This is a genomic window from Amycolatopsis sp. (genome assembly GCF_036008905.1).
GTDB lineage: Bacteria > Actinomycetota > Actinomycetes > Mycobacteriales > Pseudonocardiaceae > Amycolatopsis.
Map to the genome: position 1 here is coordinate 19,365 of NZ_DASYMU010000013.1, position 15,870 is coordinate 35,234.

Below are 15,870 nucleotides of genomic sequence, written 5' to 3' on the forward strand. Positions count from 1 at the left end.
CGGTGACGCCAAAGACGGCATCGCCGGCGCCGGCGGGTACGGTAGCTCTCGCCGGCGTGACGGATGACGAGCGCCGCACGCCGGAGTATTTGCACGCCTACACGTAACACTGGGACTGTTGTCTGCGATGGCCAATGTGGGGGATGGACTGGACGAACCGGTCGCCGCTGCTGTCGAGGGTGATCCCCAGGCGGTTGAGCGGCTCCTGGCTTCTATCCGTCCTCTCGTAGTGCGGTATTGCCGTGCTCGAGTTGGCAGGCAGGAGCGTTCGTTCGCTTCGGCAGACGATGTTGCGCAGGAGGTGTGTCTCGCGGTGCTAACGGCATTGCCTTCGTACCGGGATCAAGGCCGCCCTTTCCTGGCCTTTGTCTATGGAATCGCTCAGCACAAGGTGGCCGACGCGCATCGCGCGGCGGCCCGTAACCGTGCCGAGCCCGTCGCCGAGGTGCCCGATGAGGTGGAGGGAGATGTCGGCCCCGAACAGCGCGCCTTGCAGGGCGAGCTGAACGAGCGGATGTCCCTGCTCCTCAAAGTCCTGCCCGAGAAGCAACGAGAGATCGTGGTCCTGCGCGTGGTGGTCGGTCTTTCCGCCGAGGAAACCGCCGACGCCGTCGGATCGACCCCGGGCGCCGTCCGGGTTGCCCAGCACCGTGCACTCGCGCGGCTCCGCAAGGTACTGGCCGCCGAGGAGGTGATCTGAGTGACCGATCGCGAAAGACATGACCCAGACAGAGGTTTCACCGACACGTCGATGCCGCCCTTCAACAACGGAATGACGGCCTCGGAGTCGGATTTCGCCGCAGACCTGTCTGCCGTGCAAGCCGACGACGCTCTTTTGGACGCGTTGGGGGGCTCCGATCCCAAGATCGCCGATGGGCTCGGGGATCAGGAGCTCAACGCCCTGCTGCTCGCCTGGCGCCGTGACATCGACAGTGAACCCCTCGCGGAACTCGTCGACACGGACACCGCGATCACCACGGTCAAGACCGCCGCATTGGCGAAGCGCCACGGCACCCGTGAGCGCAGGCGCCGCATGCTGGTACCCGTCGCGGCAGCCGCGGCGGTGCTGGCCATCGCCTTCACCGGAACCGGGCTCGCGGCGCGTGACGCCCAGCCCGGCGACACCCTGTGGGGCCTGACGAAGGTCCTCTACGGCGACCACGCCCGGTCGGTCGAAGCCGCCGCGGCGGTCAGGGTCGACCTCGAAAAGGCGAACATCGCGCTGGCCGGAGGCCGGATCGACGAAGCCCGCAAGGCACTGGACGACGCACAGGCCGCGCTCCGGCAGGTGTCCATCGAGGACAACCTCAACCAGCTCATGGAGCAGCATCGTCAGCTGAGCGCGCAGCTGACGAGCCCGAACCCGATCCCGCTGCCGCCGTCGACGCCATCGCCGTCGGACTCGAGCCAGAGCAGCCAGCAGTCGCAGGCCGCGCCGCCCCCGACGAGCACCCAGCTCCCGGCGGACACCGGCAGCGGCACGACCACCGAGCCTTCACCGCCTCCGACGAGCACGACTTCGCCTCCGCCCGAGACGAGCACGCCGCCGCCGACGCCGAGCACCACACCGTCCGCGACCGGGAACGCTCCCGGCGGCAGTGGCAGCGGGAGCCCTCGGTTCGAAGCGCCGGCCGATCCCTCCGGCGTGAGCGTCCCCTAAGTCACCCAAACGAGTTCGGCCCCTGAGGAAATCTCCTCAGGGGCCGAACTCGTTCACCGTTTCGGGGTTCAGTACGCGCTTTCGTTGGCGGTTACGCCGTCAGCGAAACCGCGGCAGTAGTCCCAGCTGACGTAGTCGCCGGGGTTGGGGTCGAAGGCGGGCTCGTGCGGGCGCATGCGGCCGTCGGCGAGCAGCTGTTCAAGACTGGCGCGCAGCAGATGCCAGTCGTGATAATGCGGCTCGTCACATTCACCACAGTCGACCACGATCCCGCGAACGCCCCTCGGTGCGAGAAGCGCCTGGTAAACGGCAAGATCGGAGAGGTCGGCGAGCAGTTCTGTGCGCTCGTCGGAGCTGATGGGCTCGTCGAGATGATCGTCCAGCTCGGTGAACTCCCGGGCGGGGTCGTTCGGATCATCCGCGAACGGGTCTGGGGGCAAGACTTCGTGCGGCACGGCCTGCACGGTACCGGGCGGCCCCGGCGGCCTCGCCAGATACCATCGGTTAAAGGTCCGCGAGTCGCTACCGCGACGGATTCACCATCCCCAAGGAAGGCCCTCCGCCTCTTATGACCAGCGAGAGCATCACAGCCGCAGTCCCCAGCAAATTCGCGATGCTCGGGCTCACCTTCGACGACGTACTGCTGCTGCCTGCCGAGTCTGACGTCATCCCCAGCTCCGTCAACACCGGCACCAGGCTTTCCCGGAACGTCACCCTGGGCATCCCGCTGGTCTCGGCCGCGATGGACACGGTGACCGAAGCCCGGATGGCCATCGCCATGGCCCGCCAAGGCGGCATCGGCATTCTTCAGCGCAACCTCGCGATCGACGTCCAGGCGGCGGCCGTGGAGGTCGTCAAGCGGTCCGAGGCCGGCATGGTGACCGACCCGGTGACCTGTTCTCCCGACGCGACACTGGCCGAGGTCGACGCGCTCTGCGCCAAGTTCCGCATCTCCGGCGTCCCCGTCACCGACGCCGCGGGCATGCTTGTGGGCATCATCACCAACCGCGACATGCGCTTCGAGGTCGACCACACGAGGCCGGTCAGCGCGGTCATGACCAAGCTGCCGTTGATCACGGCACAGGTCGGCGTCACCGCCGAAGCCGCGCTCGGGCTGCTTCGCCGCCACAAGATCGAGAAGCTGCCGATCGTGGACGGCGCGGGCAAGCTCCGCGGGCTCATCACGGTGAAGGACTTCGTCAAGACCGAGCAGTACCCGAAGGCGACCAAGGACGCCGACGGCCGGCTCATCGTGGGTGCGGCTGTGGGTGTCGGTACTGAGGGACATCAGCGCGCTATGGCGCTCGCCGAGGCAGGCGTGGACGTGCTGATGGTGGATACCGCGCATGGGCATTCGCGGGCTGTCATCGACATGGTGGCGTTGTTGAAGAAGGAGCTTGGCGACACTGTCGACGTCGTCGGCGGGAACGTGGCTACTCGGGCCGGGGCTCAGGCGCTGGTTGACGCTGGGGCTGATGGTGTGAAGGTCGGGGTTGGGCCTGGGTCGATCTGTACGACTCGGGTGGTGGCTGGGGTTGGTGTGCCGCAGATCTCGGCTATTTACGAAGCCGATCTGGCTTGTCGTCCGGCGGGGATTCCCGTGATCGGTGATGGTGGGATCCAGTACTCCGGTGATATCGCGAAGGCCATTGCTGCCGGGGCTTCTTCGGTGATGTTGGGGAGTTTGCTGGCCGGGACTGCCGAGTCTCCGGGTGAGCTGATTCTGGTGGGTGGGAAGCAGTTCAAGTCTTATCGCGGGATGGGATCGCTGGCGGCGATGCAGACCCGTGGGGACGCGAAGTCGTACTCCAAGGATCGGTACGCGCAGGACGACGTGCTGTCTGACGACAAGCTGGTGCCGCAGGGGATTGAGGGGCGGATTCCGTTCCGCGGGCCGTTGGCGAACGTGGTGCATCAGTTGGTTGGCGGGTTGTCGGCTGGGATGGGGTTTGCTGGGGCCAGCACTATTGCTGATCTGCAGGAGGCTCAGCTGGTGCGGATTACGGCGGCCGGGTTGAAGGAGAGCCACCCGCACGACATCACCATGACTGTCGAGGCGCCCAACTACACGACTCGGTAGTTGTTTTGGGTCGTGAGGTACGGCTAGAAGCCTGTGTTTATTGGCAGGCGCGCGATCAGGTTTGCGTGACCAGGGCGTGGCATGGCGAGGTACGCGCATGACGTGTGCCGGGGGCGCCCTGCTCCCGCAAACCTGGCCTTCGGCAAGCGCGCGCGGTGAAGACTCCCGCCCGTTGGGCGGACGTGAGTCGCTGTGTCTGGGTTTAGGGATCTAAAGCCCGCGTGGCTGGGTTCGGTGCTGTGGTTCTTGTGCTTGTGGTGACCCGTGCGTGCGTCACTCGCGTGGACTAGCGACAATGTGGCGTCAAGAGCGTTGTGTGTTGAGAGGGGATTACCGTGCGGGATCTGGTCGAGATCGGGATGGGCCGCACCGCGCGGCGGTCGTATGACCTCGACGACGTCGAGATCGTGCCGTCGCGGAGGACTCGGTCGTCGGCGGTCGTTTCGACCGAGTGGAAGATCGACGCCTATCGGTTCGACCTGCCGCTGATCACGCACCCGACCGACGCGATCGTGTCGCCCGGGACTGCTGTGGCGGTCGGCGAGCTCGGCGGGCTGGGTGTCCTTAACGCCGAGGGGCTGTGGGCGCGGCACGCGAACGTCGAGGACGCGATGTTCCGCATCGTGCGGGCCGCGGAGGACACCGAGGACCCGACGGCGCTCATCAGCGTCCTGCAGGAACTCCACTCCGCGCCGATCAGGCTCGACCTGATCTCCGAAGCCATCAAGACCGTCCGCGAGTCCGGCGTGACGGTGGCGGCGCGGGTCAGCCCGCAGCACGCCGCCGAGCTCACGCCCGACCTGATCAAAGCCGGCGTCGAGATCCTCGTCGTCCAGGGCACCATCGTCTCGGCGGAGCACGTCGAGCGCGAGGGTGACCCACTGGACCTCAAGGACTTCATCGGCAGGCTGGATGTGCCGGTCATCGCCGGTGGTGTGGGCGACTACCGCACCGCGATGCACCTCATGCGCACCGGCGCGGCCGGTGTGATCGTCGGGCACGGTTACACGCCGGGCGTGACGACCACGGGCAAGGTGCTCGGCATCGGCGTGCCGATGGCCACGGCGATCATCGACGCCGCCGCCGCGCGCCGCGACTACCTCGACGAGACCGGCGGGCGCTACGTCCACGTGATCGCCGACGGCGGGATGAGCGTGTCCGGTGACATCGCGAAGGCGATTGCCTGCGGTGCCGACGCCGTCATGCTCGGCGCTCCGCTGGCCGCGTCCTCCGAGGCGCCCGGCCAAGGCCTCTACTGGACCGCGGCCGCCGCGCACCCGTCGCTGCCGCGCTCGCGCGTCGCGCCGGGCCCCGACTACGCCGTCGACCTGAAGACGCTCCTGTTCGGTCCGTCCTCGGACGCCGAGGGCGTCGTGAACCTCTTCGGCGCGCTCCGCCGGGCGATGGCGAAGACCGGCTACTCGGACCTGAAGGAATTCCAGCGAGTCGGCCTCACCGTCCACCGCTGACCCCGCACCCCTCAAAAAAGCGCGTTTAGCCCGCTAAACGCGCTTTTTGGGGGTCTGGGGAAGCGGGCAAAGGGGACAAAGGGGGGAACTGGCCGGTAACTTACTACTGGTCAGGAGTGGGGTGCGGGGGTTACCGTGAGGGTGTGACTGCCCGTAACACCACCACTGAAGAAGAATATGACGTCATCGTCGTCGGCTCGGGTTTCGGCGGCAGTGTCGCCGCGCTCCGGCTGACCGAGAAGGGCTACCGGGTCGCGGTCATCGAGGCCGGTCGCCGCTTCGCCGACGATGAGTTCGCGAAGACGTCCTGGGACCTCCGCCGCTACCTCTGGGCGCCCCAGCTCGGCTGCTACGGCATCCAGCGCATCCACATGCTCTCCGACGTCATGGTGCTCGCCGGTGCCGGTGTCGGCGGCGGGTCGCTGGTCTACGCGAACACGCTGTATCGGCCGCTCAAGCCGTTCTACAACGACAAACAGTGGTCGCACATCACCGACTGGGAGTCCGAACTCGCGCCGCATTACGACCAGGCGAGCCGCATGCTCGGCGTGGTCACCAACCCGACGATCACGCCGTCGGACGTCGTCATGCGCAAGGTCGCGCGGGACATGGGTGTCGAGAAGTCGTTCCACCCGACGCCGGTCGGTGTCTACTTCGGCAAGCCCGGCGAGAACGCGAAGGACCCGTTCTTCGGCGGCGCCGGCCCCGAGCGCACCGGCTGCACCGAGTGCGGCTCCTGTATGACGGGCTGCCGCGTCGGCGCCAAGAACACGCTGGTCAAAAACTATCTCTACCTCGCCGAAAAAGGGGGCGCGAAGGTCATCCCGCTGACGACGGTGACCTCGGTCCGCCCCCGCGGCGACGGCTTCGAGGTCGACATCCGCAAGACCGGCACCACGTCGAAGAAGTTCCGGCACACCCTCACCGCCGGCCGGGTCGTGCTCGCCGCCGGCACCTGGGGCACCCAGAACCTGCTGCACGAAATGCGCGACACGAAAACCCTGCCGAATCTCTCGCCCACGATCGGCGAGCTGACTCGCACCAACTCCGAGGCGATCATCGGTGCCGGGCGCACCACCGTCGACCCGGAGCGCAACTTCAGCAACGGCGTCGCGATCACCTCGTCGATTCACCCGGACGAGACCACCCACATCGAGCCGGTGCGTTACGGCAAGGGCAGCAACGCGATGAGCCTGCTGCAGACCGTCGCCACCGACGGCTCGTCCGCGGTGCCGCGCTGGCGTCAGGCCGTGAACTTCATGCTCAAGCACCCGATCCAGACGGCGAAGCTGCTCAACGGCTACAAGTGGAGCGAGCGGACCGTCATCCTGCTGGTGATGCAGAGCCTCGACAACTCGATCACCACGTACACCAAGCCCGGCCTCTTCGGACGTCGCAAGTACACCTCGAAACAGGGCCACGGCGAGCCCAACCCGAGCTTCATCCCGGCCGGGCACGAGGCGAACGAGCGCACCGCCGAGCACATCGGCGGCATGGCGGGCGGAACCTGGGGCGAGATCTTCGACATCCCGCTGACCGCGCATTTCATCGGCGGCGCCGCCATCGGCACCGACGCGGCCAACGGCGTCATCGACCCGTACCACCGCGTGTTCAACTACCCCGGACTGTCCATCGTGGACGGTGCGGCGATCACGGCGAACCTCGGGGTCAACCCGTCGCTGACCATCACCGCGCAGGCCGAGCGGGCGTTTTCCTTCTGGCCCAACAAAGGCGAGACCGACGAACGGCCGGCGCAGAGCTCGCCGTACGTCCGGCTCGACCCGATCGCGCCCAAGAATCCGGCGGTCCCAGCGGATGCACCGGCCGCGCTGCGGTGAACGAACGAGGCCCGCACTGGCTGTGCGGGCCTCACTCACCTCAGCAACCTAGGGCTGGCAAGGGTTTCCGTTCGGGTGGAACGGCGTGCCGTGGACGTCCGCCTTGGACTCCGCGATCACGATGTCGCCGAGGATCGTCTCGACGGCGACGGCCCGCTGAACCACCTGGCCGTTGCTCACCTGCGTGCTGTTGAGCTTCAGCGCGCCGATGACCAGCGGGATCGTCAGCGGTGCCGAGCCAACGGTGACGGGCAAACCGTTGATCTTCAGCGACGCGACGTTCGAGCTACCGGCGTAGCTCGGCGCCCCGGCGACACAGGTCACCGAAGCCTGCGACTGGATCACGCCCAGTTCGACCTTCAAGCCCAGCGTGCTGATGGTGGTGGAGTCCACCTTCGCTGTCGAGACGGCCTTGTCCCCGTTCGTCGCGGGCGCGGAAAGGTCGTTCGGCGTCTGGTCGGTCGTCGCGTTGAGCACACCGGTCTTGACGTTGATCAGGCCCGCGTTGAGCGATGCGCTCAGCACGGTCTTGCTGTCGTCGACACACGGCAAGTTCGCCGGGTTGGCGACCGCCGCGGTGATGCCGAGGACCCGCAGTGCGGTGCCGGTGCAGGAGAACACCCCGCTGCGGTCGTCGTCGAGGATCTTGCCGATCCCGGTGCCGTCCACGATCCCGGCGCCCGACGGTGACGAGAGGTTGACCGCGAAGGTCTCATCGGCTTCGTCGACGTTGTCCCCGACGACCTGGACCGTCACCGGCTTGCTGACCTCGCCCGGGGCGAAGGTCACCGTGCCGTTGGCGGCGGCGTAATCCGCGGGGGCGGTGGCCGTCCCGTTGGCGGTCGTGTAGTTCACCGTGACCGGGTTGGGGCTGGCGCCACCGAGCAGCGACACGGTGAAGGTGGCCGGCGTGGTGCCGCCGGTGCCCTCGTTCACCGTCACGTCGTTGATGCTCAGGCCGCGGACGTGGACGGTCGTGTTCTCGAGGTAGCCCCGTGACTCACCGTCGACCAGGAAGTCGACCGTGCAGTGGTAGGTGCCGGGGGCGATCCCGGGCGCGGCGGTGACGGTTTCGTCGAAAACGGCTTGGCCCCCGCTTTCGACGACCACGCTCGCCGGGCTTTCGGTGATCGAAATACCCGCGTCACAGCTGATCACCTGCGGCTGGACGGTCACCTCGATGTCGCTGATGCCGCTCAGGATGGCGTCGGACACCTGGTTCGACGGCACGTTGTTGAGCAGCACGCCGCCGGTGGCCGACGCGATGGCGCCGGCCTGGCCCAACTGGTCCAGATTGCCCACGTTCACCGCCACCACCCGGATTTCCGCGGCCTGCAGCGCCGCGATGGTGTCGGCGAGGGTGTGCCCGCCGCTGGGATCGTGCGAAGGCGCGTCACCGAACCACGCGATGATGCGCGTCCCGCCGGTGCGGAAGGTCGCGGCACCGGTGGCCAGTTCGTAGAGCGCGTTGAGGTCGGCTTCGGGAGTGTCGCCGCCTCCGGAAGCGGCCCACTGGTTGATGCCGGTCTGGACAGCGGCTTCGTCACCGGTGATGTTCTGGTTCACCCGGAACGGGAAGACGTCGCCGAAGTCCTTGTACTCCGCCACGCCGAACTGCGCGGTCGGCTGTGCGGCGAGGATGTCACCGGTGATGGCGTTCGCGTTGGCCTTCACGTTGGCGATCGCGCCGCCCATGCTGCCGGTGGTGTCGGCGAGCAGGACGAGGTCGGGCTTCGGCGGAATCTCCGAAGTGGTCACGGTTTTGGTCACGTGCGCGCTTTCCCCGGGTGAAAGCGTCAGTTCGACGTTCGACGGGTCGACGCCGGGCACGGCCGCGGCGGCGATACCGGTGGGGATCACCAGTGAAGCGGCGGCGACGAACACGGCCAGGGCGGACGCACGCCAGGTGGTTCTTCGTGTGCGAGTCATGGCACCTCTCTCAGTTGTGAAATCCGCATGAGCTATGCGGCTCCAAGACTGAAGAGGGGATCAAGCCTCGCGAAGTACAGTGGAGGAGTGTAATCACCCAACCGGCCGTACCGATCTTCACCCGATCGGCAGACTCAAGGGCGCTGGACCTAGTGAAGTCAAGGAACCCTTGCGGCTGCTGAGCGTCTACTGGGTCATGACCTTGGGCAGAAGGACCTTCCTGCAGTTGGCCGGCGTGTCGGCGCTGGGGGCGGCCGCCGCCGCTTGTAGCGCGCCTGCCAAGACACCGGGTCCGATTTCCACGCCACCGTCGACGGTCGGTTCGACGAGCGTGGCCCCACCGTCCGGGCCGCCGGATTGGAATGCCTTGCGCGGCAAGGTGTCCGGTGGTCTGGTCCTTCCCGGCGACTCCGGTTTCGAGCAGGTGAAGCACGCTTTCAACCCGCTTTTCGATGGGCAGAAGCCCGCCGCCGTCGCCCACTGCAAGACCCCGGAAGACGTCCAAGCCTGCGTCACCGCCGCCGCGTCCAGATTGCCCATCGCGGCCAAGAGCGGCGGTCACAGCTACGCCGGCTACTCGGCGCCGGACGGCGGCCTGGTGATCGACGTCGAGCCGATGTCCTCAGTGGACGTCCAGCCCGACGGCACGGTCGTGATCGGAGCCGGGGCGAAGATGAAGGAGATCTACTCCGCGCTCGCCAAGGCAGGCCGGTGCCTGCCCGCGGGGTCGTGCCCGACAGTCGGGATCGCCGGGCTGACGCTCGGCGGCGGGATCGGCGTGCTCGCCCGCAAGTACGGGCTGACCTGCGATCACCTGCTGTCGGCCCAGATCGTCACGGCCGACGGGAAGCTGCGGACGGCGTCCGCGGACTCCGAGCCCGAGCTGTTCTGGGCGCTGCGGGGTGGTGGGGGCGGCAACTTCGGCGTCGTCACGTCGTTCACCTTCTCCACCGAACCCGCGCCGAGCTTGACGGTGTTCTCCCTGCATTTCCCGGCCGGTTCCGCCGGGGACGTGCTCGGTGCCTGGCAGCAGTGGATTCCCGGCGCACCACCGGAACTGTGGGCGAATCTGGTGATCTCCGGTGGCTCGCCGACCCAATGCCGGGTCGGTGGCTGCTTTGTCGGCGGTAGCGCGGCCCTCGCTCCGCTGCTGGACGACCTCGTCGCTTCCACCGGCGCCAAGCCGACGTCGCGGACGGCCAAGCCGGAGAACTATCTCGGGGCCATGCAGTACTTTTCGGGCAGTTCGAACCGTCAGACCTTCGTCGCGTCTTCGCGGATCATGAGCAAACCGGTGTCGGATCCCGCCGGGTTCGCGAAGCTGATGAGCGGGCGCTCCGGCGTCGACCTGCTGATCGACGGACTCGGTGGTGCTGTCGGTACGCCGGCGCCGGCCGACACCGCTTTCTGGCATCGGAAGGCGCTCGCCTCGGTGCAGATCTACAGCCAGGCGACGGCGGTAAACGCTGACACAGCGAAGAAATCGGTCGCTGAGATCGTTTCGGGACTGGCGGGGCTGGGTGTCGACGGCGGTTACGTGAACTACGTCGACCCGGCGATGCCGGACTGGATGAACGCCTACTACGGCGAGAACGTGAAGCGCCTGCGCGAAGTCGCCAAGACCTATGACCCGGCCAAGGTTTTCGGCTTCGCGCAGGCGATCACGCCTGCCTAGTTGGTGCTTTTATCGTTGATTCGGTTGGGATCTACAGATCGATTCCGGTAAAGACCGTGACGCGTTCTTCGGTCAGATCGGTCATCGCGGCGAGGACACCTTCGCGGCCGACGCCGGAGCCTTTCACGCCACCGTAAGGCATTTGGTCCGCGCGGTAGGAAGGTACGTCGCCGATGATCACGCCGCCGACTTCGAGCTCGGTCGACGCGTAGAACGCGAGGTGGACGTCGCTGGTGAAAACGCCTACCTGCAAGCCATAAGCCGACGCGTTGACGGCCGCGAAGGCCTCGTCCACACCATCCACAATGGACACCGCGAGCACCGGGCCGAAGATCTCCTCGGACCACGCTTTCGCCGTCTCGGGAACGTCGACGAGCAGCGTCGGCTCGACAGTCGCGCCTTCGCGGGTGCCGCCCGTCAGGAGCTTCGCGCCCGCGGCGACGGCTTCGTCGACCCACGCCACGATCCGCTCGGCGGCGGCCTCGTCGACCACCGGGCCGACGTCGACCTCGGTGTCGTACGGGTCGCCGGTTCGCTGTGCCTGCACGGCGTCCAGCAGCGCGGGCACGAATTCATCGGCGACCGCGCGGTCCACGATCACCCGCTGCACGGCGATGCAGGATTGGCCCGCCTGGTAGTTGCCGAAGGTCGCGATGCGCAGTGCGGCACCCTCGATGTCCGGCCAATCGCGCAGCACCACGGCCGCCGCGTTGCCGCCGAGCTCCAGCACGACGTGCTTACGCGGCGCGGCGTCGGCGAGCGACCAGCCGACCGGGCCGGAGCCGGTGAACGAGACCACCGGCAGGCGCGGGTCGGCCACCAGCGCCGACGTCTCCTCGTTTCCGATGGGCAGTACCGAAAACGCGCCGGCGGGGAGCTCGGTCTCGGCAAGGATCTCACCAAGGATCAACGCCGACAACGGTGTCCGCGGGGCCGGTTTGATGATGATCGGCGCGCCGACGGCCAGCGCGGGCGCGACCTTGTGCGCGACCAGGTTGAGCGGGAAGTTGAACGGCGAGATGCCGAGCACCGGCCCGCGCGGGATCCGGCGCGTGATCGCGAGCCTGCCTTCGCCCGCGGGGTCGGTGTCGAGGCGCTGGAGGTCTCCGGTGAAGCGCCGCGCTTCCTCGGCGGCGATCCGGAACACCGACACCGCGCGGCGGACTTCGGCGTCCGCCCACTTCATCGGCTTGCCGTTTTCCGCCGTGATCACTTCGGCGATTTCCTCGGCGCGGGCCGCGATCGCCTTCGACACGTGCTCCAGCGCCGCCGCGCGGACATGCGCGGGCGAGCGCCGGAACTCCTTCGCGACTTCGACCGCCGCGACGACCGCGCGCTCGACCTGGTCGGCGCCGGGCACGGCGACCGTCGCGACTTCGCTGCCGTCGAACGGGTGCCGCACGACGATCGTGCTCGCGCCTTGCTCGGCGCGGCCCGCGATCCAGCAGGGACGCGGCTCCGGGGTGATCATGTCCATGCCCACCAAGGTATTCGGGACTGATCTGTCAGGCGCGCAGGCCCACCCGACCGTGTCGGGTCACGGCTTGACGAGCACCTTGAGCGCCTTGCGGTCGGCCATCGCGCGGTAGCCGTCGGGAACTTCGTCGATGCCGATCGTACGGTCGAAGACGCGGCCCGGCCGGACCTTGCCGTCGAGGACGTCCGGCAGCAGTTCGGGGATGTACTGGCGCGCGGGCGCGACGCCGCCGGTGATGGTGATGTTGGCGCTGAACAGCGGGCGCCCGATCGGGCCGTCTTTGTACTGCGGGACGCCGACGCGGCTGATCGAGCCACCAGGGCGGACCACACCGATGCCCATTTCGAACGCGGCCAGCGTGCCGACGCATTCGAGCACGGCGTGCGTGCCTTCGCCGGAGGTGAGTTCGCGGACCTTGGCGATGCCCTCGTCGCCGCGGTCGGCGATGACGTCGGTGGCGCCGAACTCGCGGCCGAGGTCGGTGCGGGCGGTGTGGCGGCCCATCAGCAGGATCCGCTCGGCGCCGAGCCGCTTCGCCGCGAGGACCGCGGAGAGGCCGACAGCGCCGTCGCCGATGACGGTGACCGTGGTGCGCGCGTTCACTCCCGCTTTGACCGCGCAGTGGTGACCGGTCGAGAAGACGTCCGAGAGCGTGAGGAGCGCGGCGAGCATGTCGTCGTCCTCGGTGGCGGGCAGCTTCACGAGCGTGCCGTCGGCCTGCGGGACGCGGACGGCTTCGCCCTGACCGCCGTCGACGCCGGGGTCGCCCCAGTTGCCGCCGTGCACGCACGACGTCTGCAGGCCTTCGACGCAGAACTGGCAGGTGTTGTCGGAGTAGACGAAGGGCGCGACTACAAGGTCGCCGGTTTTGACGCTTGTGACGTCGGAGCCGGTGTCCTCGACGATCCCGAGGAACTCGTGGCCGATGCGGCGGCCGTGTTCCGACGGCTTCATACCCGCGTACGGCCACAGGTCGCTGCCGCAGATGCAAGACCGGACCACGCGCACAACGGCGTCGGTGGGCTCCACGATCTTGGGCTCGGGTACCTCCTCGACGCGCACGTCGCCGGCTCCGTAAATCACTGTCGCTCGCATCGCGATCCTCCCTTTGGTTCCCTGCCCCGGCCCCTCGCCGAGCGCCTTTAGCGGGCTAAACGCGCTCGGTAGCCATGCTAAGCATCCAGATACGTAGGCATGCTAACGAGCGCGTTTAGCCCGCTAACTGCAGGTCGCGGGGGCGAAGGGGGCGTGGCGCGGCTCACCTGGGACGATAGGCGTCAGCCGCTCGCTTCGCCCTGGAGGTTTTGTGCCCAGTTCCACCGGTCCGGTACTCGTCGTGGACTTCGGGGCGCAGTACGCCCAGCTCATCGCGCGCCGCGTTCGCGAGGCCCAGGCGTACTCCGAGGTCGTCCCGCACACCGCCACCGTCGAAGAGATGATGGCCAAGAACCCGTCGGCGATCATCCTTTCCGGTGGTCCTTCGAGCGTGTACGCCGAGGGCGCGCCCTCGATGGACCCCGCGCTCGTCGACGCCGGTGTCCCGATCTTCGGCATCTGTTACGGCCACCAGTTGCTGGCCATGGCGCTGGGCGGCACCGTCGAGCCCACCGGCACACGCGAGTTCGGCCGCACCGAGGTGCGCATCGCCGGCGACGGCGGTGTCCTGCACCAGGGCCTCCCCGCGACGCAGCCCGCCTGGATGAGCCACAACGACAGCGTCACCAAGGCACCCGAAGGTTCCACGGTCACCGCGTCCTCCGAGGGCGCGGCCGTCGCCGGGTTCGAGGACGTCGAGCGCCGCTTCGCCGGCGTCCAGTACCACCCCGAGGTCCACCACTCGCCCCACGGCCAAGAGGTCCTGCGCCGCTTCCTCCACGAGATCGCGGGCATCAAGCCGCAGTGGACGACGGCGTCGATCGTGGACGAGCAGGTCAAGCGCATCGCCGAGCAGGTCGGCGAAGGCCGCGCGATCTGCGGGCTGTCCGGCGGGGTCGACTCGGCCGTCGCCGCCGCGCTCGTGCAGCGCGCCATCGGGGACAGGCTGACCTGCGTGTTCGTCGACCACGGGCTGCTGCGCGCCGGTGAGCGGACCCAGGTCGAGCAGGACTTCGTCGCCGCGACCGGGGTCAACCTCGTCACCGTCGACGCCCGCGAGCGATTCCTCGACGCGCTGGCCGGGGTCACCGATCCCGAGGAGAAGCGCAAGATCATCGGGCGCGAGTTCATCCGTGTCTTCGAGCAGGCCGAGCGCGACCTCAAGGCACAGGGCGACTACGAGTTCCTCGTGCAGGGCACGCTGTACCCGGACGTCGTCGAGTCCGGCGGTGGCGCCGGCACGTCGAACATCAAGAGCCACCACAACGTCGGCGGGCTGCCGGACGACCTGCAGTTCAAGCTCGTCGAGCCGCTTCGCCTGCTGTTCAAGGACGAGGTCCGCAAGGTCGGCCTCGAGCTCGGGCTGCCGGAGACGATCGTGCAGCGCCAGCCGTTCCCCGGCCCGGGTCTCGGCATCCGGATCATCGGCGCGGTCGACGCCGAGCGCCTCGAGATCCTGCGCAACGCCGACGCGATCGCCCGCGAGGAACTGACCGCGGCCGGTCTCGACCGCTCGATCTGGCAGTGCCCGGTGGTGCTGCTCGCCGACGTCCGCAGCGTCGGCGTCCAGGGTGACGGCCGGACCTACGGTCACCCGATCGTGCTGCGTCCGGTGTCGAGCGAAGACGCCATGACCGCCGACTGGACGCGCCTGCCGTACGAGGTGCTGGAGCGGATCTCGACGCGCATCACCAACGAGGTCGCCGAGGTCAACCGGGTTGTGCTGGACGTGACCAGCAAGCCGCCGGGCACCATCGAGTGGGAATGACCTGATGGCCCTCATCGTCATCGGCGTGCTGCTGCTCGTCGCGGCTGTCGTGGGTTTCTTCGTCATGCAGTCCACGAAGAAGGAATTGCACGCGATGATCGGCACGGAGACGTTGTCGATCCCGGAGCTCGAGCAGCTCCGCGGGGTATCGGACGAACTCGGCGCGCAGGGCGGCTTCCGCAAGGTCACCGAAGTCGTCGGCGCGGCGCATCCGCGTCCCGAAGGTGCGTTGATCTCGGAGATCAGTAAGTCCGAGTGTGTCTGGTACGGCTACCGGATCGACAGGCAGTACGAGCGCATCGAGTACCGCGAGGGCAAGAAACGGTACTCGAAGCACACCGAGAAGGTGGCGGAGTTCTCGTCGTCGGAGGGCTACGCGCTCGTCGACGCGCAGGGCGTGACGATCGGTGTCGACCCGAACGGGACCAAGCCCGAGGGTGCCGAGCAGACCGTCAACCGGTTCGAGCCGTCACGCGGCGGCGGGAGCCAGGAGTTCGCGCTGTTCGGCGTCAAGCTGCCCGATTTCCTGAACACCGGGGAGAACTCGACGATCGGGTTCGACTACAAGGAATGGCTGATCCGGCCCGGCCAGCGGCTCTACGTCCTCGGTGAGGTGCACGACCGGATCGGCCCGCTGGTGATCGGCAAGCCCGGGCAGCCGGGGCACTTCATCATCGCCGCGCGGACCGAGGACGAGCTGCGGGCGGCCCGGACGCAGAAGCACAAGTACCTCGCCATCGGCGTCATCGCCGCCTTCGCCCTGGGCCTTGCCCTGATCACCTTCGGCGCCCTTCGCTGACGCGTTCGCGTTTAGCGGGCTAAACGTCCTCGCCCTGGTCGGAGGGCCCTCCCGAGCGCCTTTAGCGGGCTAAACGTCGC

General features: G+C 67.9%; 12 protein-coding genes. 8 read left to right on the forward strand and 4 right to left on the reverse strand.

The window, feature by feature from the left end:
• Positions 1-127 precede the first annotated feature (127 nt).
• On the forward strand, positions 128-700 hold the full coding sequence (locus VGP60_RS02195) for a sigma-70 family RNA polymerase sigma factor (RefSeq protein ID WP_327546139.1): 573 nt from the start codon (positions 128-130) through the stop codon (positions 698-700).
• Entirely contained in the window at positions 701-1,660 is a 960-nt protein-coding gene (locus VGP60_RS02200) for an anti-sigma-D factor RsdA (protein ID WP_414640273.1), read from the forward strand.
• A gap of 68 nt (positions 1,661-1,728) precedes the next feature.
• Here the strand turns inward: VGP60_RS02200 and VGP60_RS02205 are convergent, their stop codons facing one another.
• On the reverse strand, positions 1,729-2,124 hold the full coding sequence (locus VGP60_RS02205; protein ID WP_327546116.1) for a DUF5319 domain-containing protein: 396 nt from the start codon (positions 2,122-2,124) through the stop codon (positions 1,729-1,731).
• 104 nt (positions 2,125-2,228) lie between these two features.
• On the opposite strand from VGP60_RS02205, the gene guaB reads away from it, so the two are divergent.
• The 3 genes from guaB (at position 2,229) to VGP60_RS02220 (ending at position 7,047) form a co-directional block, all read left to right on the forward strand.
• Positions 2,229-3,740, forward strand: coding sequence for an IMP dehydrogenase (guaB, locus tag VGP60_RS02210; RefSeq protein ID WP_327546117.1), 1,512 nt, complete (start codon positions 2,229-2,231; stop codon positions 3,738-3,740).
• Between the two features lie 335 nt (positions 3,741-4,075).
• The gene (locus VGP60_RS02215) at positions 4,076-5,209 is read left to right on the forward strand and encodes a GuaB3 family IMP dehydrogenase-related protein (protein ID WP_327546118.1); all 1,134 of its coding nucleotides are present in this window, start codon (positions 4,076-4,078) and stop codon (positions 5,207-5,209) included.
• 143 nt (positions 5,210-5,352) lie between these two features.
• Complete coding sequence (locus VGP60_RS02220; RefSeq protein WP_327546119.1) at positions 5,353-7,047, forward strand: GMC family oxidoreductase; 1,695 nt, start codon at positions 5,353-5,355, stop codon at positions 7,045-7,047.
• A 48-nt stretch (positions 7,048-7,095) separates the two neighbouring features.
• On the opposite strand, the gene VGP60_RS02225 is transcribed toward VGP60_RS02220, so the two are convergent.
• A complete protein-coding gene (locus tag VGP60_RS02225) occupies positions 7,096-8,976 on the reverse strand; it encodes a Calx-beta domain-containing protein (protein ID WP_327546120.1) in 1,881 nt (626 codons plus the stop codon).
• Positions 8,977-9,172: 196 nt separating this feature from the next.
• Between VGP60_RS02225 and VGP60_RS02230 the strand changes: the two genes are divergently transcribed.
• Positions 9,173-10,651 carry an FAD-binding oxidoreductase gene (locus VGP60_RS02230; protein ID WP_327546141.1) on the forward strand — a complete coding sequence of 493 codons (1,479 nt, stop codon included), beginning with the start codon at positions 9,173-9,175 and terminating at the stop codon, positions 10,649-10,651.
• Positions 10,652-10,682: 31 nt separating this feature from the next.
• Here the strand turns inward: VGP60_RS02230 and VGP60_RS02235 are convergent, their stop codons facing one another.
• Both VGP60_RS02235 and VGP60_RS02240 read right to left on the reverse strand, forming a co-directional pair.
• A complete protein-coding gene (locus tag VGP60_RS02235) occupies positions 10,683-12,128 on the reverse strand; it encodes an aldehyde dehydrogenase family protein (protein WP_327546121.1) in 1,446 nt (481 codons plus the stop codon).
• A 60-nt stretch (positions 12,129-12,188) separates the two neighbouring features.
• The gene (locus VGP60_RS02240; RefSeq protein WP_327546122.1) at positions 12,189-13,223 is read right to left on the reverse strand and encodes a zinc-dependent alcohol dehydrogenase family protein; all 1,035 of its coding nucleotides are present in this window, start codon (positions 13,221-13,223) and stop codon (positions 12,189-12,191) included.
• A gap of 211 nt (positions 13,224-13,434) precedes the next feature.
• Between VGP60_RS02240 and guaA the strand changes: the two genes are divergently transcribed.
• Both guaA and VGP60_RS02250 read left to right on the forward strand, forming a co-directional pair.
• Positions 13,435-14,991 (forward strand): glutamine-hydrolyzing GMP synthase, encoded by a 1,557-nt coding sequence (gene guaA / locus VGP60_RS02245; protein ID WP_327546123.1) that lies wholly within the window; start codon positions 13,435-13,437, stop codon positions 14,989-14,991.
• Between the two features lie 4 nt (positions 14,992-14,995).
• Positions 14,996-15,790 carry an E3 ubiquitin ligase family protein gene (locus VGP60_RS02250; protein WP_327546124.1) on the forward strand — a complete coding sequence of 265 codons (795 nt, stop codon included), beginning with the start codon at positions 14,996-14,998 and terminating at the stop codon, positions 15,788-15,790.
• Positions 15,791-15,870: the final 80 nt, after the last annotated feature.

Bases quoted from the DNA above. Each gene is read 5' to 3' on its own strand.
- VGP60_RS02195 (WP_327546139.1), top strand. From the start codon at position 128: ATGGCCAATGTGGGGGATGGACTGGACGAACCGGTCGCCGCTGCTGTC.
- VGP60_RS02225 (WP_327546120.1), bottom strand. From the start codon at position 8,976: ATGACTCGCACACGAAGAACCACCTGGCGTGCGTCCGCCCTGGCCGTG.
- guaB (WP_327546117.1), top strand. From the start codon at position 2,229: ATGACCAGCGAGAGCATCACAGCCGCAGTCCCCAGCAAATTCGCGATG.
- VGP60_RS02235 (WP_327546121.1), bottom strand. From the start codon at position 12,128: ATGGACATGATCACCCCGGAGCCGCGTCCCTGCTGGATCGCGGGCCGC.
- VGP60_RS02230 (WP_327546141.1), top strand. From the start codon at position 9,173: ATGACCTTGGGCAGAAGGACCTTCCTGCAGTTGGCCGGCGTGTCGGCG.
- VGP60_RS02240 (WP_327546122.1), bottom strand. From the start codon at position 13,223: ATGCGAGCGACAGTGATTTACGGAGCCGGCGACGTGCGCGTCGAGGAG.
- VGP60_RS02250 (WP_327546124.1), top strand. From the start codon at position 14,996: ATGGCCCTCATCGTCATCGGCGTGCTGCTGCTCGTCGCGGCTGTCGTG.